Genomic DNA, 20,144 nt, shown 5'->3' on the forward strand with positions numbered 1-20,144 from the left:
TTTTTGATTGGTTGACTCTCAACCGTGACGTGTTTGCTGCTTACAAAGCTAGTTTGGGCTTTATTTGGGCTTAATTTTTGTTTAAGTCGCGCTAAGACTGAGCAAATAACCATCTCTTGCTATTTTTGGTTTACAACCTTAGCAGATGATTATTCTGATGTTAGGAAAGAGACGGCGATGCCTACGGCGGACTACGCCTACGCATTAGGCAATTTAGGTAATTTTAGAGTGATTCCAAAAATTCAGCAATAAATTCACAGATATTGGCTCAATGTCTTATTAGTCAGGGGTGACGATCGCGATCGCAAAGCCGTCGTATCCTTTGCTGCCCACGGTCTGGATTGCCGTGGCGTTGACACGCGGCTCAGAAGCAAGCAGTTCGTTGAAGCGACGCACCCCCTGGACGCTAGGATCACTGCTGCTTTGATCAACTACCGTTCCGTTACGCACGACATTATCGGCAATGATCAGGCTGCCGCGACGGGAAAGCTTCAGCGCCCACGCGAAGTAATCTGGATTGTTTGGCTTGTCGGCATCAATGAAGATCAGGTCAAATGGGCTGTGACCCTCAGCGGCAATCTGTGGCAGCGTAGAGAGTGCCTGTCCGAGGCGCAGGTCAACGATATCGGCCAGACCAGCGCGGGCGATATTGACACGGGCGACTTCGGCGTGCTTTGGGTTAGCCTCTAGGGTGATCAGACGACCGTTGCTGGGTAGCGCCTGCGCCAGCCAGATAGTACTGTAACCGCCCAGCGTGCCAATCTCCAGGATGGTTTGCGCCCCTTGGATCTGCGCCAACAGCAGCAGCAGCTTGCCTTGGTTTGGCGAAACGTTGTGCGGCGGCAGTCCGGCCGCGGCGCTGGTCTGGAGCGCCGTATCCAGCGCCGGGTCTGGTGGCACAAGTAAATCAGTAAAGTAACGGTCAACCGCAGTCCATTGCTCTTGAGTCATAAATTCTCGCTTTTTACCCCATCTATAAAATACTCAAGATTAGGTGTCGGACATTGCTTCATTGGAGAGGATTGTAATGATTTCATCCAATGGGCGATCGCCTGGTTCTCCCAAAAAACGGTTACGTGGTAATTGAAAAACTAGCGGGTTTGGTGGAAAACCATTATAAGGCGTTCCATCCTGCCTGATATACTCATAGCCAAAATTCAATGTGGTAGAGTCCCCAATCTTGTAGCTTAGGGTTGGCGCGATTGAAAAGTTTTCCCGATTCACAAAATCAACAAAGCTACCAGAATTTTCATAGCCAATATTGAGGCGATATAACAGGCGTTTATCCGTTGTCAGCGGCCCAGAAAAATCGAGTGTGGGGTTGTAGAAGCTGTCGCTGCCAACAATAAATTCGCCCGCGTAGTAAGGTGTTTCTAGCGGTTGTTTTGTCACATAGTTCACTACTCCTCCCGGTTCAAGGTTGCCATATAGCACTGAAGCAGGGCCTTTCAAGACCTCAACTCGCTCAATATTATTGGACACCGCTGATGCGTTTGCTGGAGTTGTGGATGAACCAGGAAAAGTAAACCCATTTCTCAGGGTGTTTTCTGTCGTAAATCCTCGAATGACGTAATCAGGTGCTAAACTCCGACGATTACCGCTAGTCACTACACCCGGTACGTTGCGGAGAGCGTCAGAAAGGCGAGTGATTTTTTGATCCTCAATCACTCGGCGGGGAATCACCTGAATCGATTGGGGAATGTCACGTAATGGGGTATCAGTTTTAGTTGCTGTTGATGCATCCGGTACGCTATATCCTGTGTCTTGCTCACCTGTCACCACCAGTTCAATTGGTTCATCGCTTTCAACTGATGGTTGACTTGGTTTGGTGTTAGTTTGAGGTGGTTGTTGCGGTGTTGGTTGCGTTTGTGACTGCACAGAAGTCGCAACAGGCGCAACACTAAAAATCAAACCCTCGTCTGGACTGTCAAACAACTCGACTGTTGGTACAAGAGCCTCACCCGTCACTGTCACCCGGATAGTATTTGTATCCAAGTTAGTAACTGTTATCTCAGCAATTCCCGCAAGCGGTTTTTCAGAGCGGAATGTGAACGCCTTACCGTTAGGTAAACGCAGTTGGGCGTTAGGAATGTCAGTAATAAAGCTATTATCAACACTGCGATTTGTGATTTGCAACTGTTGAGCTTTGGATGTTTGTAAAAGCACCTCTACACCCTTTTCGGTGGGATTGGCTTTGACTCCCGTAACTTGCACAACTTCTGTTGAGGGCGCTGGCGATTGCACTAGCATGATAGACCTGGTGAGTTGGCGATCGCTTTCCCGTAGTCGTTTTACTGGTTGGGGTAATTCTTTCCCATATGCTGGAATTGCCAATCCAATCCATCCTGCTATTGCGATCGCTAGCAGTTGCCACAGTTGCTTCGTATTCAAGCTTTCACCTCACACACGGTTTCACAATTCCCACAAACAATTATCAAGAAAAATCCTGATTACTGAGAATAGAGGATTTAGACAATTGAAGTGGCTCTTAGCGGAACCGCCATGACTCTAAGCGGGACAATTCAAATCTCCTGTTTTTGTGTTTCCTTGAAAAACTCACTCGGATTTATGCCAAACCGTTTGCGAAACGCTGCTGCAAAATGGCTGCGATTCGCATAGCCCACCGCGTAGGCAACTTCTGCTACAGTCATTTGCCCTTCTTCCATAAATTTCCTGGCTTGCTCCATCCGATGACTATGCAAATAGCCGAACACCGTTGTCTCAAACTCTCGTCGAAAACCCTCTTTGAGCTTGCGAGTATTGAGTCCCACTTGTTGAGAAAGTTCTAATAGAGATGGCGGATGTTCTAAGTTGTGGATGAGGATTTCCTTGGCGTAGTGCAGGCGATCGCGCTCTTGTGATTTTGATGATGATCTTTGCGTTGGCTGTGGTTCGTTCTGGATGTACTGATCCAAACGTAGCGCCATCAGTTCCAGCACCTTACCTTCTAGATACAACTCCCGTGTTAGCCCTTCATAGGGACAATTTAGGATTTGGTAAATGATTGTACAGATTGCAGGTGTGTTAACACCCATTTGGAAACAATCTATATTATCTGAATGTTCAAGAAACTGCCTCAGCTTCGGCTCGACTAGCTCTAAACAATGGGCGATCGCATTCACAAATGCCTCAACTTTAATATGAATATCAAATTTCAGAATTCGTTGTCCTGCTTGCCAGTCAACTAACCCACGGATTCCGGGTTCAAATCCAAGACACAGAAAATTTTGTCCTGCAAGTGTCTGCTCAGTGTGATTATCACCCAAAATCATAAAACTGAACTCCAAATCAAATCCAAGTTTTCCAGGAGCAGTTTCTACGACTAAGTTTTCTTGCAGGGTGTATTGATCAATCACAAGATAAATTCCAGAGCAAAGCAAGATTATCTGTCGCTTTCCCTGGCTACGCTTGTGCGGATCATCAAGAGGGCTATCTAATTTCCCAAAATTAGGTAAGCTATCCAAGTACAAATGATTTGGAGAGGATTGTACCAAAGATTCTGGCTCGGAAAGGAACAGTGTCATATTGATCTGGTCAAAGCAAAAACAACTCTTCTTAAGAAATTTTCGCAGAATTTGCTTGAGGATTAATAATTCTTGTTAGCATTACATAGCAGGCTTGACCCAAGAATTTTGAGCCTATTCTACGCAAGAAGAGTGAACAGCACTGACATCTGTATCCCTTATGTGTCAGAAATTGCCTCATTGGAGAGGATTGTAATAATTTCATTCAATGAACGATCGCGATCGCATTCTTCTGGTGTTTCCTTACCCAAAGAGGTTTCTTTCACCAAACGGTAAACATCGGCGGCTCCGTAAAAAATCCGCTCAGTTAGACCTAACTCTTTAAATGTTTCTGCAATCTCTTCCATTTCTCCTACCCAACGATGCGCTTTCGGTGTCATCGATGGAATCGAACGGGTTAATATGCTAGCAAGTTCCTTTTGGCTACTAGACACTTCATCCCATAGTTCCTTATCCAAGCCTAAACGATGGGCTGCAATCAGTAATTCTGTGCTAATTGCTGTAAGTCCTTTTGTCAGGGCTGCATAGGACATTTTTAACCCGGAAGCCTGACCAATTTCATCACCAATCACCCGCACATCCAAGCCATGATCTTGCAGTTGTTGGAGTTGACTTGCTTGTTTTCCTGAAGTATATATGCGGGTACGATTGGGAACTCGCGGTGGTGGGCCAATAATTGATGCATCTACGAATGTTCCGCCAACTGATTCGATGAGTTTGGCGATATTTATGACTTTTTGGGGTGCGATCGCATTACAGTCAACGTAGAGAATTTGTTTACCAACATTGCTGATCTCCTCAGCGACTTGCTTTGCTGCTTCAGTAGCTGCTGCTGGGACTAGAACTGACAAAATTACATCAGATTCAATTACCAGTTGCGTTAGGGAACCCACATCTTGGATGTTAGCTGCGGTTGCTAATTGCCGAGTTCGTTGACTGCGATTGTCTAGAGCAGCAATAGTTTTCAATCCATGTTGATTGAGAACAGCTGCGATCGCCTGTCCCATATCACCTGGACTTAAAATACCAATAGTTTGGATAGGCATGGAAAGTTTTATATTTACTTTGTGGCTGACAAGTTAATTCAGGTAATTGAGTCGTCAATAAACTACGATAAATTGATATATATGCCGTATTTAAATCAAACCACGGATAAGCTTAACAAGCAAGCTATTTGCTGAGAGCTACAGCAGGAGTCTGGAGTAAAACAGTCTTCATAGCCGATGATGTACACGGTGGTATGGTCGCTCATTGCGGACACTTTCTACCGGAGGAGCAACCAGTCGCAGTAGCGCGGGAGTTGGCTACGTTTTTCAAAGTAGCCGATAAATTCTTGGTGGTTGTCCGAATTCAATCAACGACTGTGCGAATTCAGTAAACGACTATGCGAATTCAGTAAACGACTGTGCGAATTCAGTAAACGACCGTCCGAATTCAATTAACGACTGTGCGAATTCAGTAAACGACCGTCCGAATTCAATTAACGACTGCGCGAATTCAATCAACGACTGTCCGAATTCAAGAGTTAAAGAAGAAAAGGTTGAAACCCTATAATACCGATCGCCGCAACTCTGGAAAAACCTTAGACACCTTACTTAACACATAATCACCATAAGTTCCGCGAAAATCATGAACGTTAGCTTTATCCCAGCGATCGCTTGGATCATTATTCGCTACTATTTTATCTAATTGAATCGGCTTGACTTCCACATCGAAATTGGGATCGAAAAAGAAGGGGAACGAAAGGCGATGATTTTGGGACTGATTTTGCACACGATGAGGTGTAGAACGATACAAACCTCCTGTCATCTTCTCTAGCATATCGCCGATGTTGCAGACAAAGGAACCAGGAACGGGAGGCGCAGCAACCCAACTTGACTTGGATTTAACCTCTAATCCACCTGAGTCGTCCTGCTTAAGAATGGTCAGAACGCCATAATCAGTATGTTCGCCAACGCCCCATATCCGTTCACCATCTGAGGGTGATAAATGAGGAGGATAGTTGAAGATGCGAAACAGCACTAGGGGATCTGAGGTGTAACGGTCAGCAAAGTAGGATTCTTCCAATCCCAAACTCAGGGCTATACCCATCATCAGAGTGTGTCCCAAGTTTGTCATCGCCTCCATATATTCAAGCACTGTTTCGCCAAATTGGGGGATGTTGGCGGGGAAGAGGTTGGAACCATGCATAGGAGTACCAGCTTGTACTAGTGGGTGTTCTTCTGGTAATTGAGCGCCAAAATAAATACCTTCTTTCAAGTCGGGTTTACCGGATGTCAGTTCGCCACCAACGGGGAAATAACCTCGCCATGCAATACCTGCCAAAGCCATGCGGATTTTAAGTTTAGTTTCCAAATCCTGGGCGAAAAACTGGCGGCTGAGTTTTTCAAGTCGCTGCTGCAAACTTTCGTCTACACCATGTCCGATAATATAGAAAAACCCCGATTCTCGACACGCTTGTTTGATTTGAGATCCGATGGAATAGCGATCGCCTTTTCCAGAAATCAAGGCGCTGATATCAATAATCGGGACGGATGAAAACCCTTTATCCATAACTTGCAAGTTTTTTATGTTCACGTTGGCAATATATATTCTTGGCTCCAGACTATTTGTTTTTTCACATCAGTAATCTTCAACGGTGAATAGTGAAGTGGAGTGCTGAGTGTTGAGTTGGAGTCCTATTCGCTACTTCCCAGGCGGACAAAGTTGCTGCCCTCTTTGGGGAAGTTGCCGACACATTTGCTGGAATCCTTGAGGATTAAATTGCCACCAAGCAAATAATCCCAGACTTGTACCCCCCACAAGCAACGCCAATACCCCCCCCAGCATTACTAAGCGTTTACCCCGATTAGGTTTTGTAATTAAGGTTGGTGGAATTTCTGGTGTTATAACTGGTTCTTCTGGAATATCCAAGTCTAGATCCAAATCTAGATCCAAATCTAGCAGCGATCGCGAACTTTCTGTGAAGGAAATTGGTTCTTCTAGTTCTTCTTGTTCCTGTAGTTCTTCTTGTATTTCTGCTTCGATAATCTCTTCTGGCAACGCCGGAGTCACAGGTACTAAGTATTCTGGGGAGACACGGCAATAAGTGAGAACAACCGACGTATTATCACGCCCATTTTTTTCGTTTGCCAGGTTAATCCAGTTGCGAACAGCATCTTCAACTGTCAGTTGACCAGTTAACACGGGTTTTGCATAATCCTGCCAAGATTGTTCCACGCAGTTATTATCACTTAAACCATCAGAACACAGTAGCAAGATGCCATCTTCTTCCACAATGAATCGCTGAACCTTGAGACGCAAAGATTCTGCATCTCTTGTTCCCAATGCTTGAGTTAGGGCACTAGCATCTGGTCTAAGGAGTGCCTTTCGATACAAGCTTTTAGCAAAGCGGACTTCCCGCGTTGTGACATCATCATCTACTGTGAGTAGCTGACAATAATTGCGAGTAATCCAATAAGCACGGCTATCGCCAACATTAGCTAAGTAAAGTTCATGGGTATTATTTGATTGCCACCCAGTACTCGTCTGCACTCGTTGTGGAACTTGCAACGCCATTACTATGGTTGTAGCCATGCGCTCTCTGCCTTGGCGTTTTTGTTCGTTATTGCGGGCACAAATCACATTATTTATCACCCGTAAGCTTGCTTCTAGTTGTTCGTGTAACAACTCTGGTGGTACAAGTACGGTTTGTTCTGTTACCTCAGTTAGTAAAGCGCGAATTTGCAACTTTACAGACTGCACTGCCAACTTACTGGCAACCTCGCCGCCCTCGTGTCCGCCAATGCCATCGCAAACAATCGACAACTGGGGCAATAAAGGTTCATCTAAGTCACTCAAAGTATTGGGGTAGCAAGCGTCTTCATTTTGCACCATCAATGGACCAATATCTGTAGAGCCTGCCACCTTCAGGACTAATGGCAATTCTGCCGCCGATGCTAGTAGTAAATTATTGAGTTGAATATTAATAGCCTCTAACTCAACCTCAGTTTCACACATCTGCTGGACTATGTTCTGTAACCCTTTGGCTACTGATGCCTTTGCAGACGCTACCCAAAACTGCCAACACTGCCCCAGATTCTGTAGACTCAGCTTCTCATCTGGTGGTGCTTGGTAGAGTTCCAACAGCCGCACACACCAACCTTGGATTCTCAAGTTGTCTACTACCAGTAAACTGCCGCTAAGTCCCAATTCTGATAAAGGTGTCCAAAGTTGGAGAATTTGCCACAGCCAATAAACTTGTCGTACTGCCGTTGCTTGCTCCCATGCCTCAACAATAGTTGGATAGATATTTCCGATCTCATTTATTGGCACATTTTCCAATAAGAGGATATCACTTGGATCTCGCTCAAGGTAACTAGCAAACCCATAAGCCTGAGGTAGGTGTAACCGTTCTTGATATAATCGTAGATAAGGAATTACTTCCTTTGGCAATTCTTCAGGTGCATCTGGCGAAAGTCCCGGTTGAGTATCCAGCCAAATCTGAGGACTAATTACCTCGTATCTATCTGCTACCTTTGTGCCTGGTGGAATTTGAGCAGACAATGAGCCAGTAGCCCAAAGATAGCGGTGAACCAAGGGAGTTTGGCAACTGGCACAAACACTATCCCCCATAGGATTAATCGGGCTATTACAGGCTAGATTTATACAATAAATTATCAGTTGAGTAGAAATCATAAAGGTATAAATTTAAAAAACCAATCAACTCATGAATTTCGATTACATTTAGCTGGCAATGACTTGAAGGCTAGAATAGACTGGATTCGTGTACTGCTAGCTACACCTTGTTACTGAAATTAATCAAAATTATTGGTAAAAAGACCAAGTTTTGCTTTCTGTAAATAACTTACGTCTGGGTGTATCTAATCGTATAAATGCATTTACGTCAATGTAAAGTTTAGGATGGCGCTATGCCAAGTTTTACCTTAATCTGGCTTCTGGCAGGAGCAGTTCTGTGTTTAATGGAATTGTTCTTACCATCGGCGTTTGTCGCCTTCATGATGGGAATTAGCGCTTTTGTGGTGGCGCTACTGTCTGGAGTGGGTTTGGGAAGTGTATGGTTGCAAGTTGTAGTTTGGCTGTTGCTTTCCACCACACTAGTTTTGCTTTCCCGTCGGTTTTTGCAACCGCGACAACGCAAATCTAAAATTCGGGATGCAGTTATAGCTGAAACCTTAACAGAAATTCCGCCTGGGAAAACAGGGCGGGTGCTGTATGAGGGAAATTCTTGGCAAGCACGATGTGATGATGACAAATTCACCGTACCACCCCATCAAAGAGTTTATGTGGTCAGGAGAGAAGGTACTACTTTGATTGTGATACCAGAAAATTTGTTGAATTCTTAGTTATTGGGCATTAGGGATTGGGGATTGGGGAGCCACTGCGTTGCCGGGGTTCCCCCGGTTGAAGCAAGTGGCGTAATTAGACATTGGTATTCCCCTTATCTCCCCATCTCCCACTCCCTTCTCTTTGACATTTAATACTTAAAAATTAGGAGATTCACAATGGAACAGTTTTTTTTGTTAGTCTTTTTAGCCCTTGGTGGTTCTGCCGTAGCAGGGTCTGTGAAAGTCGTCAATCAGGGCAATGAAGCTTTGGTGGAAAGATTGGGTAGTTATAACAAAAAACTGGAACCAGGACTAAACTTTGTCATTCCTTTTGTAGATAGAGTTGTTTACCAAGGAACTATCCGCGAAAAAGTTTTAGATATTCCTCCCCAACAGTGCATCACCCGTGACAACGTTGGTATTGAGGTGGATGCAGTGTTTTACTGGCGCATCGTGGATATGGAAAAAGCCTGGTATAAGGTAGAAAATCTGCAGTCGGCAATGGTAAACATGGTGCTGACTCAAATTCGCGCCGAAATGGGACAACTGGAGTTGGATCAAACCTTTACTGCTCGTTCCCACATCAGTGAACTTTTGTTACGGGATTTGGACGTTGCTACCGATCCTTGGGGTGTGAAAGTGACACGGGTAGAACTGCGAGATATTATTCCGTCTCAGGCAGTGCGAGAATCAATGGAATTGCAAATGTCGGCAGAACGACGCAAACGGGCAGCAATTTTAACTTCTGAGGGCGATCGCGAAGCTGCCATCAATAGCGCCAGAGGTAAAGCTGAGGCACAAATCTTAGATGCCGAAGCTCGTCAAAAATCAGTAATTTTGCAGGCTGAAGCTGAACAAAAGGCGATCGTTCTGAAAGCTCAAGCGGAACGTCAGCAACAGGTTTTAAAAGCCCAGGCGATCGCAGAGTCATCAGAAATTATTGCCCAAAAGCTCCACACTAACCCCAATGCCAATAAAGCGGTGGAAGTTCTGTTTGCCTTGGGTTATCTTGATATGGGCGCGACAATTGGTAGAAGCGATAGCAGCAAGGTTTTGTTTATAGATCCGCGTACTATTCCTGCTGCTTTTGAGGGTATGCGATCGGTTATCTCAGATGGTCAGGTTAACTCTAACCCATTGTTTACTCAGCAAATCCCAGGAGTGAACAACCGCCCTAGTTAACCCTCTTCTATTACTCTCACCAAATAGAAAATAGTGGAGTCTATGTGATTGTGGAATAAATTTGGCTGGCAACCAAATCGACAATGTAGTAACTCGTGCTACAAAGCGGTCTATTATGACTAAGGTTGGGACGGTCTACTACTATTTTTAAGATACAAGGTTGGGTTTCGTTCCTCAACCCAACCTTGTATCTTAAAAAGATCGGGATAAATTTTAGGCGATACCTTACGGTAAGCTCGCGCTAAGGCACTTCTGGTAATTGTGGAGTCCTCACTACTGCAATGGCCAGTCCGCTGCCGACCTCCGAGTTCCTGTCCGTGCCGACAACAGCACGTCGTCAACCAGCCGCGCCACGCTAACCGCATGAGTAAAGTCGGGAGCGGTCGAGGTTCCCAGAGGGATGTCATCGCGAAGGACTGCGTATAATCCCGCGACGTTGGCGGCTGTGTCCGGCATCAATCCCGTCTCCCCGTCGTCTACATGCTGAGGCTTGCCGTTAAGCCAAAGGCGCAGCCGTCCCGACTGGAAACCCCTTGGCGCACCACCGTCCAGCGCGAGGACGCCGGGACTTTAGTCTGTGGTAAAATTAAGTGCAACATCACATATAATTGGTATAACTATTGACCAATTGCAGTAGATTGATTTACCTGGCATTGACTGCACAATCCAAAAAACTCTAGGGTGTGGTAAAAAACTTTAAACTTATGGCTGGATTCTAACTGGTCTTCTAGGTCATGAACGGGGCATTGATTAATCGGGATTGAGACACCGCATTGCAAGCAAGTAAGGTGGTGTTTGTCTTGCTGCGCTAGGCTATAGAGGGCTTCACCGTTAGCTAAATTCCGCACTTGTACCATGCCTTCGAGTTTTAAGGCTTCTAGGGAGCGGTAAACTGTTGCTAAACCCATACTCTGATTTGTGTTACGTAGTTCTACGTAAATATCTTGGGCGGAAATGCCTTTTTTGACGGTTTTCAGTAGGTTGAAAATACGCTCTTGACTGCGGGTGCGTATGGCTCTCATAGACAATTATTTAAATATGCCACTGTAGTTGAAGCTGTTAGATGGGCTAATTGATCAATTAACTTTAACCGCTTCGTAATCTTATTTTCACTCAGTTGGAACAGAAAGTTATAGTATAGCGATCGCAGCATTCAGCAAAAGCCCGTGCAAACCAAGTATTTAGCCAAAATTTTCGTGACGCTTCGTCCTTCAGTATTAGACCCCGCTGGTGTGGCTGTACAATCCGGTCTTAAGCAACTGGGATACGAGAACGTTGACCAGGTGCGGATTGGTAAGTACATTGAACTCACCATCACCTCGACTGATGAAAAGAAAGCCCGTCAAGACCTTGATCGCATTTGTGACCAAATGCTAGCAAATCCCGTAATTGAAAATTACCGCTTTGATTTGATTGAGGTCGAAACACAGACTGGGGTATTTTAGGGATTGGGCATGGGGCATTGGGCACAAGAGGCAGAGGGGCAGTTCTTGCTGGGGGCAAGGGGGAGAATTAAAATTACCTCTTTCCCTCTTTCCCCCACTCTCTGCTCCCTGCTCTCTTGCTCCCCCTGCCTCCCTGCTCCCCACTCCCCACTCTCTTGACTAATCATGAAATTTGGTGTTGTTGTTTTTCCAGGTTCTAATTGCGATCGCGATGTTGCTTATGTAACCAGAGATTTGCTCTTACAACCGACTCGCATGGTTTGGCATCAAGAAACGGACATTGCTGATTTAGATGTCGTGATCATCCCTGGTGGCTTTAGTTACGGGGATTATTTACGCTGCGGTGCGATCGCACGGTTTTCACCTGTGATGCAGCAGGTTGTGGAACACGCCCGAAAAGGTAAGTTTGTCCTCGGTATTTGCAATGGTTTTCAGGTATTAACTGAAGCTGGACTTTTGCCAGGGGTGTTGACTAGAAATCGGGATTTGCATTTTATCTGCGATCGCGTTCCCTTGAAAGTTGAGCGGACTGATCTCTTATGGACACAAGCTTATACCAATAGTGAAGTTATCACTTTGCCCATTGCCCACGGAGAGGGGCGATTCTACGCTGATAAAGCCACTCTTGCAGAAATTGAAGATAACGGGCAAGTTGTGTTTCGCTATGAAGGGGAGAACCCTAACGGTTCACTGAACAACATTGCCGGGATTTGTGATCGTCAGGGCAATGTGTTAGGAATAATGCCGCACCCTGAAAGGGCGTCAGACACGATGCTAGGGGGTAGCGATGGCTTAAGGTTATTTCAGGGCTTACTGGAGAAAATAACAGCATTAGCGTAGAGCAAATATCGGGCGAGTATGTTGGCCCACAGAGCGATCGCTGTCTGAAAGATAGATGAAGATTCTTCTCCAGACGGCGATCGCTCCATCATGCCAAGTTGTAATAGATAGTATTATTTAGAGGAAGTAAAATCGGTGTACAGCGATGCCTCGTACTCGGATGAATATCTTTCCTCATTTGGATTATGCAGAGTTGATTTTGTATTAACTGTTGTAACTGTTCATACTCTAGATCAATTAAACGCTGTGTTTCTTTCTTGTTCTTTTTAATCTCGTTCAGTATGTCGCTCATATTTATGTATCAATAAACTCTCTGATGTTCTTTTACCACAGAATGTTAATATTTTAGAGATGTCTAATACGTCGAGAGGTTACTACCTTTTTTCTTAGCAACCAAAAAAGACCAAAGACAGATAACCCCGCAACACTGCTAGGTTCAGGAATAGCCACGGTGTCATGAACAGTCACGGTGTCAGAATTAACCGCAGTAAGGGTAAAATCAACCTCAATGTAGGGATTATTTTGCGCTATAGCTTGTATGCTGGAGTCTTGCGGAGCAAAAAAGTTAAGACCAGTAGCAGTATCAGTACTTGCTGGAACACCAAGAAAAGAACCAACAGCATTACCAGACAAAGAAAAGTCTAAAAGATAATTGGGTGGTTGTGTCCCGACATTACCGAATAAAACAGTAGCCTGCGATGATAGCAGAGCGCCAGAAATGTCAGAGAAATTAAACGCTACGGGATTGTTTCCTATAGATAGTTTAAAGGATTGTATTGGATGACCAAAAAGACCTGGGTACAGATTATTGCTTATTGTTATTATGTCGTCATAGCTATAATTGCCGCTAACAGTGCTTCCCACCGTAACGCCCTGCACAGAGCCGACTACTGAGGTGACCTCGCCTGATATAGTACCATTGAAAGTTGCAGCAGAAGTGGGGGTTGCTAAATCTGTTCCTATCCAGAAAGCTGCTGCTACTGGGACAGCCAAAGAAAGATTTTTTAAAACAGTTGAAAACTTCTGCACTGGTGGAAGCTGCAAATACTCTATATCCACTGCTAGCTTATTAATTAGATTCATTTGATTTCCCATGTATCTCCCTACGTGTTTTTATGTATCCTCAAAAACAATCTTTTGAGCTTGATACATTTATCTGAATCACAAATATACAGGACTTACGCAACTGGCGGAATCGGACTCAGTGCGGCAAAGCTGCAGTTCGATATCAAGTTAGGTATTAATACTTAAAACGCTAAGATAAAATAAAAATTTTACAATTCGTAAAAATAGATTTTAAATTACAAACATCATAAGTAATAAAAATATTATTATCCTCCCGGAAGTGGAAAAATAATAAATATATTTTAAGTGCTGATTAATGCTAGAGTTTAGACTAAATAGGAGACTGTCAAAGAAAAAATAAGTGGTATGCTTGAACACAGGCCCCTTATTAGCAGAATCTGAGAAAAGAACCACCAATTCTCATCTGCCAATATGAAACGATGAACGCCCAGGTTCGACGCACGACTGGCTTAAGTCCTAAACGAGCCTCGTCCTGTGCCTATACTTCTACGTGCTTATGAGGCGATAACCAACGCATTTATTGGACAAAAAACTTCAGTTGAGAGCAATGATATCGAGCCGAGTACGAGGCATTACTGCACACTGATTTTACTTCCTCTAAATAATACTATCTATCGCAACTTGGTATCTACATCAAGTCTTAGCTGTAAGCAGCGATGAATTTGCGTCACCGATAGCGTCCCTTGCGCGTCTAGTAGAGAAGCGTAAAGCCTTCTCTTCTCCCAAGGGGAGACGCTCTTGCGTTCGAGAGGCTTGTCTGTGACACGCTGCGCGAACGCTAACGGCATAGCTTCTCTACCAGACGCTACGCGAACGCTTAGAGCGAGTATTTATACCCCTACGGGGAAGCAAGCTACGCGCAGCGTCTTGTAGAGAGCGTTACAGCCCATTGTAGACATCACTTTTACAAATTAACAAATTAACGTACCTCTTTAAGAGTATCAATTTGCTTGGTAAACAACTCAGTGAATAAACTAAGCACAGTCCGTTCTTCGCGGACTTTTATATTGGCACTGATGGACATACCTGATTGCAAGGTGACGTTTTTACCCTTAATTACTAAGGATTGTTTATCCAATGAGAGCTTTGCCGGAAATCTATAAAACTGATGTGTTTGGTCTGGCGGTAATGCGTCTGACCCTATCCCAATCACTTCCCCTTTGATATCGCCAAACTCGCTGTAAGGAAAGGAGTCAATTCTAACATCTGCCTTCATGCCTTTTCGCACAAAACCAATATCTTTGTTAGTGATGAAAACTTCAGCTATATAGTTTTCATTTGGGACAATTTGCAACAGTTTTGTAGTCGGGGTCGCTACAAATCCAGGGTTTTTTGCTTGTAAATCGAAAACTGTTCCGGCTACAGGCGCACGGAGTTCTTCATATTTAACATTTAACTGTGCTTGAGAGATTTTACTATTGACATCTGCCAAATGCTGCTCATTATCCAGCACAACTTTCATGAATTGGCTATCAATTTCGGCAATGCGCTGTTTGTTCTCAGCTATCTTATCCAAAATGTTTTTATCAGAAACAGCCACCGTATTGCTTAACTCTTGTCGTCCTTTTTCTATATCAAACTGGAGGCGTTTCTGTTCCTCACCTAGTTGTGCTACTTCTGCCGTGCGGTTTTGTACTTCTTGTTGCTGGTTGAGATACTGAAGTTGAGAAATGCCACCTTCTTCTGCTAATATCTTCAGCTTATCTAAAACGTGCTGTTGAATAGCTAAACTTGCTTTACTATCTTCCAACTTAAATTTATTTTGACTAAGTTGTTTTTTGGTTTTTTCTACTTCTAATTCCGCGGCAGCAGACCGAGAATCTAATTCTCTTTTGGCAACTTGTAGACGTTGCTGTTCATCAATCCCCAGCGCATAATCTTGACCGGAATTTTTTAATTGAGTCCGTAATAATTCATTTTCTCCTACTAAAGCTGCCCGACTTTTCAGCAAAAAAGCAGTTTCTTGTGGCAAATTACCGCGCAAATATAACAGTTCAGACCCAGCGGCGGTACTTGCACCCAACAATCGGCGATAAATCTGGTTTTCTTTAATTAATGCAAGGCGAATTTTATAAAAAGAATTTAATTCAGCAACGGAAGCAATGGAATCAAAAGTCAGCAGTGGATCTCCTGCCTTTACCTCTTGTCCATCTTTAACATAAACCGTTTTCACCACTCCACTAACAGGAGCCTGAACATCTTTGACTGTTCCTTGCGGTTTTAATTGCCCTGTTGCTGGCACTACTTGCTCAATTTTTGCAAAATAAGCCCAAGCAATTGCAAAACAGGCTAGTCCCATTAGTGTGACCATGATTGTCCGCGACCAAATTGGAGATTGGCGCAAGACAACTGATTGCTCAAATTCTTGAGTGTTTGAGTTAATTAATGGCTCTTGAGCAGCTTTCTGTTGTTTTGTAAGTACGCGTGAATCTTGCTTGACTCCGTTTTTGTGATTACCGTTTTTGTGATTGCCGTTGAGGTGATTCCCATTAAGTTGAGTCATAACGATTTTAGATTTTGGACTTGTCGTGAGCGTTCAGTCGAACAATGTTGGATTTTTTGTAGGGTGGGCACTATTTATCGATACCGAAAACCTAGATTTTGATATTTGTGACAGTGCCTAATCTACGCTGATTGTTACATCTATGAAATGTTGGTCAAACTGAAAATCCTTTGATGCCATGCCCCCAGCCATGACTAATTACAAGTTCACATCTTGTTGCTGATATAGGTAATAATAATGACCTTTAGTAGCCATTAATTCGTGATGGCTGCCTTGTTCTATAACCCTGCTATTATCCATCACAACGATCATATCTGCATTACTCACGGTATTCAGTCGGTGGGTAATAAAAAATACTGTTTCACCCTTAAATGCTTTGGCTAAATTGAGACATATTTGCCGTTCTGTGGGATAATCTAATGCGCTAGTTGCTTCATCTAAAACTAATAATTTTGGTCGTTGTAAAACAGAGCGGGCGATCGCAATTCTTTGTCGTTGTCCACCTGAAAGTGCAGAACCCCGTTCTCCCACCCGCGTATTGTAACCGTTGGGCAAGCTCATTACAAACTCGTGGGCGCACGCAACTTGAGCCGCTTCGATAATTTCTTCGGTTGTCGCATCGGGATTGGTCAGAGCAATATTTTCTTGAACGCTGCCGTCAAACAATAACGTTTCTTGGGGAACTACGCCAATTTGTCGTCGCAGTGAATAAAGTTCTACTTTGGCAATATCATAACCATCAATCAAAATTCTGCCGGACTCGGTTTCGTAAAGTCTAAGCAGTAATTTCATCATCGTACTTTTACCAGAGCCACTTTGTCCGACAATGCCGACAAATTTACCTGGCATAAATTCGAGGTTGACATTAGAAAGTTGCAGAGGGCCACTTGTGCCAAAGCGGAAGGAAACATTTTCGTATTTCACTGCTCCCTTAATTGCAGGTAAGGGTATATTGTAGCGGTCTGTTTCTCCTTCTTGTGGTGTATCGACAATATCGCTTAAACGCTCTAGAGACAAGGCAGTTTCTTGGAAGCTTTGCCAAAGTTGAGCCAAGCGCAATATTGGGCTGGTGACATAACCCGATATAATCCTAAAGGCAATTAATTCGCCTAAAGTTAATTCTTGTTGCAGTACTAGATAAGCACCTACCCACAACACCAGTAAGCTGCTGAGTTTGTTGAGAAAGTTGCTGGTAGAGTTAGCAAGAGTGGAAGTCACAACCGTTTTAAAACCAGCAGCGACAAAACGAGCGTAACGCTGTTGCCAGGAAAAGCGCGATCGCAATTCAATATTTTGCGCTTTTACTGTTTGAATGCCTGACATCACCTCTACTAAATAAGATTGAGTTTCGGCGTTGCGTTCGGCTTTGGCACGTAACTGTCTGCTAATGCTGGGAGAAGCGATTAAGATGACAATGATAAACACTGGAATAGTGCTTAAGCCTACCAAGGTAAGTTGCCAACTGTAAATCAGCATTACACCGATATAGACCACTGAAAACAGAGCATCTAACCCTACTGTTAAGGCAGTACCAGTCAAGAATTGACGGATATTTTCTAATTCGTTGATCCGAGTGGAAAGTTCACCCACCGGTCGGCGTTCAAAGTAGCGCAGCGGTAGACGTAGTAAGTGGTCGATGATTTCCGACCCTAAACCCATATCGATCCGATTAGTGGTATCGACAAATAAGTAGGTTCGTAAGGTAGTCAGCACTGCTTCAAATAGCCCGACTACCAATAGCAAAACACCTAAGATATGTAGAGTCCCAATACTATTTTGAGTGATAACTTTGTCGATAATTAACTGGACGACCAGCGGATTTGCCAACGCTGCCAACTGCACGAAAAAGGAAGCGACAAAGACCTCTATAAGGACTCGACGGTAGCGTGACAAATAGGGCAGAAACCACCGTAAACTAAAGCGCTCTTGGGGTGTTTCTTTGGTAGCACTGAGCAGTAATACCCTAACTTGGGGCGGAAAGTTGGTTGGATCAACATCTAATTGTTCAACCAATTCAGCAGGTTTGTAGCGGACAATTCCTTGGGATGGGACACCCACAACCATAGTATTTGCATCCGCTGCATATAAAACGGCAAAACTATGATCATAGCGAATCAATGCCGGTGTAGGAATGCGCGTTACTGAAGCGATTGGTAGCTCTATCAACTGCGCCTTAAGTCCGATTAACTCAGCCAAATAAGCAGTAACTTGAAACGATATACTACCCTGACGTTTGACTTGCTCAGTTAAGATGCGGCGAACCACTTCTCGACGAAACGGCATTTCTAAATGCTTCGCGATCATTTGGAAGCAGGCGAAGGCTGTATTTAATTCACCCTTACCACTAAAAAACGGGTATTTGAGTTTTGACGAACTATTTGAGGTATCGGGGGCTGTCTGTGGAACTATTTCGTCCGACGCGTAGGGAATATCTAATTCGTCTTGGCTATTTGATTTGGTGTCACTTACCGCAAGTACTATTTGATGACTATCTTCCAACATCAAATCTGACGGATGTATACCAAGCAACCGGGCGGGGTTTTGACCTATGACCTGGATCTTGTCTCTGTCATCATATGATTCTAGGCGATCGCCAGGTGATAAATTCGTTACTGTACCACCGCCACTCACAAACCAGACGCTTTCGCTATCCAGTTGGTTGAATGGAGTTTTCCCTGAAGGGAGGTAATGAATTTTCGTATGTGGTAAGGCGTTTTCTGCCAGTTCTTTGAGATTTAAAGTAGCAATCGCTTGCTGTTTCCAATATGAACTGAGAATATCGAAAACTTCCGCCAAATAACTGCGGTTCTTGCGAGCTTCGGCAAAAGCTGGGTATAAAGCGATAAAACTAAAATATGCCGCTGCACTCAAGGTTAAACATACTACTTCGGTGGAGGCGATCGCTGTCTCACAGGCGATATCGCGCAACAAACCAATTTCGCCGATAATTTCCCCCGGTTGGAGTAATTTTAGGGTGATTGGCATTTGCGTGTGGGGATCATATCCCAACAGGCGCACTTGTCCCTCATAAATTATGGTGATGCGTTCCGGGAGACTTTCTTTTCCAATGATTTTATGACCGATGCGATAGCGCCAAGCTTGCAGCTGTTCTGATAGATTAGCGATCGCCTCATCTGGTAATTGGTCAAACCCTTCTAGGCTAGTGATAAATTCGGGAAAAGCGTTCTTAATATAAGTCATATAAGACAAGTCGAAGGTAAAAGTGAGGAATAAAGTCGAAAATATTAGGGACTATCTTTTTTACTAAACAGTGGCAGTTTTTGGTTTTATGCCAGCAGCAATACTTCTGTGGCATTCAGTGTGCTTAAATATGTAGAAGCACAGAGGGTAGGTTCGTCTAATTGCAGACCTGCATTCAGATCACATTACAACTGTTATCCGTTATTCAAAACAAAAGTTTAAATAGATCGAGGAAAACTTCTCACTTACTTCACACTACCTAATTTATACTATCTTAAAATTAATATTTAGTATTGCAAGTATGCAACATGGATACTCCTCATCAAACCAAAACACAGAAACACGGTTGTTAAACTTAGTGTTGCATATTTTAATTTATGATAATCAACATGAAACTATCACAGATGCTTTCCTAAGTAAATACCCTAATTAAAAATTATGTAATAAAAAAACTTTAAATTTATAAATTATTTTTTACAAATTCTTAAATATAGAGATTCATAGTATCACTGATGGCGAAAGACAGTGAGCTTTCCTTGGAAAACAGCGCCATGCCCGATTGTAAAAGAATCCTTCATTACTTTTTTGCTAGTTTAATTTCATAAAAATTAACTGGAGAAGTAAAGGTGAAGATTTTTGTCACCCTAGAGGAATTAACTATTAAATTTATGAAGGAAAGCTAATAACTGCCTTCAGTAAATTTACTAGTTTAATTAATATCAAATCTATTTCCTTGTTATGGATAAATATAGCCCCATCCCCCTTGCGGGATGGGGATGTTCAAACTTGCTAAGTAATTACCCAATTTTAATATTACACAGCATTGACACTCAAATTTACCTGCACAATTACATTGTTGTAATCTTTATCACCACCATTTGGTAAATCCTCAAAACCAAAGGTATTATTTTCCAATAGTCGAATGTGATCTACCTGATCTGATGTTATAGCGCTACAAGATTGTGTTAGGACTATTATATCGAGTGCAAAAAAATCTGATGCCTGCCCCCTATAGCTATGACCTGGGCCAAAAAGC

17 protein-coding genes are annotated in these 20,144 nt (G+C 43.5%); 5 read left to right on the top strand and 12 right to left on the bottom strand.

All coding sequences use genetic code 11. The annotated features are described in order from the left end of the window. Positions 1-279: 279 nt before the first annotated feature. The 4 genes from V7K40_RS01585 to V7K40_RS01600 form a co-directional block, all read right to left on the bottom strand. Entirely contained in the window at positions 280-951 is a 672-nt protein-coding gene (locus V7K40_RS01585) for an O-methyltransferase (protein WP_334956089.1), read from the bottom strand. A 39-nt stretch (positions 952-990) separates the two neighbouring features. Continuing rightward, entirely contained in the window at positions 991-2,391 is a 1,401-nt protein-coding gene (locus tag V7K40_RS01590; protein WP_334956091.1) for a TonB-dependent receptor plug domain-containing protein, read from the bottom strand. 131 nt (positions 2,392-2,522) lie between these two features. Further along, positions 2,523-3,524, bottom strand: coding sequence for an AraC family transcriptional regulator (locus V7K40_RS01595; RefSeq protein WP_334956093.1), 1,002 nt, complete (start codon positions 3,522-3,524; stop codon positions 2,523-2,525). 158 nt (positions 3,525-3,682) lie between these two features. Further along, positions 3,683-4,570, bottom strand: coding sequence for a DUF1932 domain-containing protein (locus V7K40_RS01600; RefSeq protein ID WP_334956095.1), 888 nt, complete (start codon positions 4,568-4,570; stop codon positions 3,683-3,685). Between the two features lie 128 nt (positions 4,571-4,698). Between V7K40_RS01600 and V7K40_RS01605 the strand changes: the two genes are divergently transcribed. Further along, positions 4,699-4,902, top strand: coding sequence for a hypothetical protein (locus V7K40_RS01605; RefSeq protein ID WP_334956097.1), 204 nt, complete (start codon positions 4,699-4,701; stop codon positions 4,900-4,902). A gap of 170 nt (positions 4,903-5,072) precedes the next feature. Here V7K40_RS01605 and V7K40_RS01610 read toward each other — a convergent pair whose 3' ends face one another. Next, positions 5,073-6,095 carry a 2-oxoglutarate and iron-dependent oxygenase domain-containing protein gene (locus V7K40_RS01610; RefSeq protein ID WP_334956117.1) on the bottom strand — a complete coding sequence of 341 codons (1,023 nt, stop codon included), beginning with the start codon at positions 6,093-6,095 and terminating at the stop codon, positions 5,073-5,075. Positions 6,096-6,209: 114 nt separating this feature from the next. Then, the gene (locus V7K40_RS01615) at positions 6,210-8,201 is read right to left on the bottom strand and encodes a protein phosphatase 2C domain-containing protein (RefSeq protein WP_334956099.1); all 1,992 of its coding nucleotides are present in this window, start codon (positions 8,199-8,201) and stop codon (positions 6,210-6,212) included. A 233-nt stretch (positions 8,202-8,434) separates the two neighbouring features. Here V7K40_RS01615 and V7K40_RS01620 point away from each other — a divergent pair, with 233 nt between their 5' ends. Together V7K40_RS01620 and V7K40_RS01625 are read left to right on the top strand one after the other, a co-directional pair. Next, positions 8,435-8,869 carry an NfeD family protein gene (locus V7K40_RS01620; protein ID WP_334956101.1) on the top strand — a complete coding sequence of 145 codons (435 nt, stop codon included), beginning with the start codon at positions 8,435-8,437 and terminating at the stop codon, positions 8,867-8,869. Positions 8,870-9,028: 159 nt separating this feature from the next. Further along, positions 9,029-10,033, top strand: coding sequence for an SPFH domain-containing protein (locus V7K40_RS01625; RefSeq protein ID WP_334956103.1), 1,005 nt, complete (start codon positions 9,029-9,031; stop codon positions 10,031-10,033). Between the two features lie 617 nt (positions 10,034-10,650). Here the strand turns inward: V7K40_RS01625 and V7K40_RS01630 are convergent. Further along, a complete protein-coding gene (locus V7K40_RS01630; protein WP_298912765.1) occupies positions 10,651-11,055 on the bottom strand; it encodes a Fur family transcriptional regulator in 405 nt (134 codons plus the stop codon). A 144-nt stretch (positions 11,056-11,199) separates the two neighbouring features. Between V7K40_RS01630 and purS the strand changes: the two genes are divergently transcribed. Next, positions 11,200-11,478 carry a phosphoribosylformylglycinamidine synthase subunit PurS gene (purS, locus tag V7K40_RS01635; RefSeq protein WP_273767735.1) on the top strand — a complete coding sequence of 93 codons (279 nt, stop codon included), beginning with the start codon at positions 11,200-11,202 and terminating at the stop codon, positions 11,476-11,478. 165 nt (positions 11,479-11,643) lie between these two features. Next, positions 11,644-12,318, top strand: a complete 675-nt coding sequence (gene purQ, locus V7K40_RS01640) for a phosphoribosylformylglycinamidine synthase subunit PurQ (RefSeq protein WP_334956105.1) — start codon at positions 11,644-11,646, stop codon at positions 12,316-12,318. 345 nt (positions 12,319-12,663) lie between these two features. On the opposite strand, the gene V7K40_RS01645 is transcribed toward purQ, so the two are convergent. The 5 genes from V7K40_RS01645 to V7K40_RS01665 all read right to left on the bottom strand — a co-directional run. After that, the gene (locus V7K40_RS01645) at positions 12,664-13,401 is read right to left on the bottom strand and encodes a PEP-CTERM sorting domain-containing protein (protein WP_334956107.1); all 738 of its coding nucleotides are present in this window, start codon (positions 13,399-13,401) and stop codon (positions 12,664-12,666) included. 614 nt (positions 13,402-14,015) lie between these two features. Beyond that, positions 14,016-14,192 (bottom strand): hypothetical protein, encoded by a 177-nt coding sequence (locus V7K40_RS01650; protein WP_334956109.1) that lies wholly within the window; start codon positions 14,190-14,192, stop codon positions 14,016-14,018. A 131-nt stretch (positions 14,193-14,323) separates the two neighbouring features. Beyond that, positions 14,324-15,907 (bottom strand): HlyD family efflux transporter periplasmic adaptor subunit, encoded by a 1,584-nt coding sequence (locus tag V7K40_RS01655; protein WP_334956111.1) that lies wholly within the window; start codon positions 15,905-15,907, stop codon positions 14,324-14,326. Between the two features lie 198 nt (positions 15,908-16,105). Further along, positions 16,106-19,108: a peptidase domain-containing ABC transporter gene (locus V7K40_RS01660; protein WP_334956113.1), complete on the bottom strand. Its 3,003-nt coding sequence runs from the start codon at positions 19,106-19,108 to the stop codon at positions 16,106-16,108. A gap of 813 nt (positions 19,109-19,921) precedes the next feature. Then, positions 19,922-20,144 (bottom strand): DUF4114 domain-containing protein (locus V7K40_RS01665; RefSeq protein ID WP_334956115.1); only part of this gene is annotated, 223 nt, incomplete at its 5' end.

The organism is Nostoc sp. (assembly GCF_036917195.1).
Lineage (GTDB): Bacteria > Cyanobacteriota > Cyanobacteriia > Cyanobacteriales > Nostocaceae > Nostoc.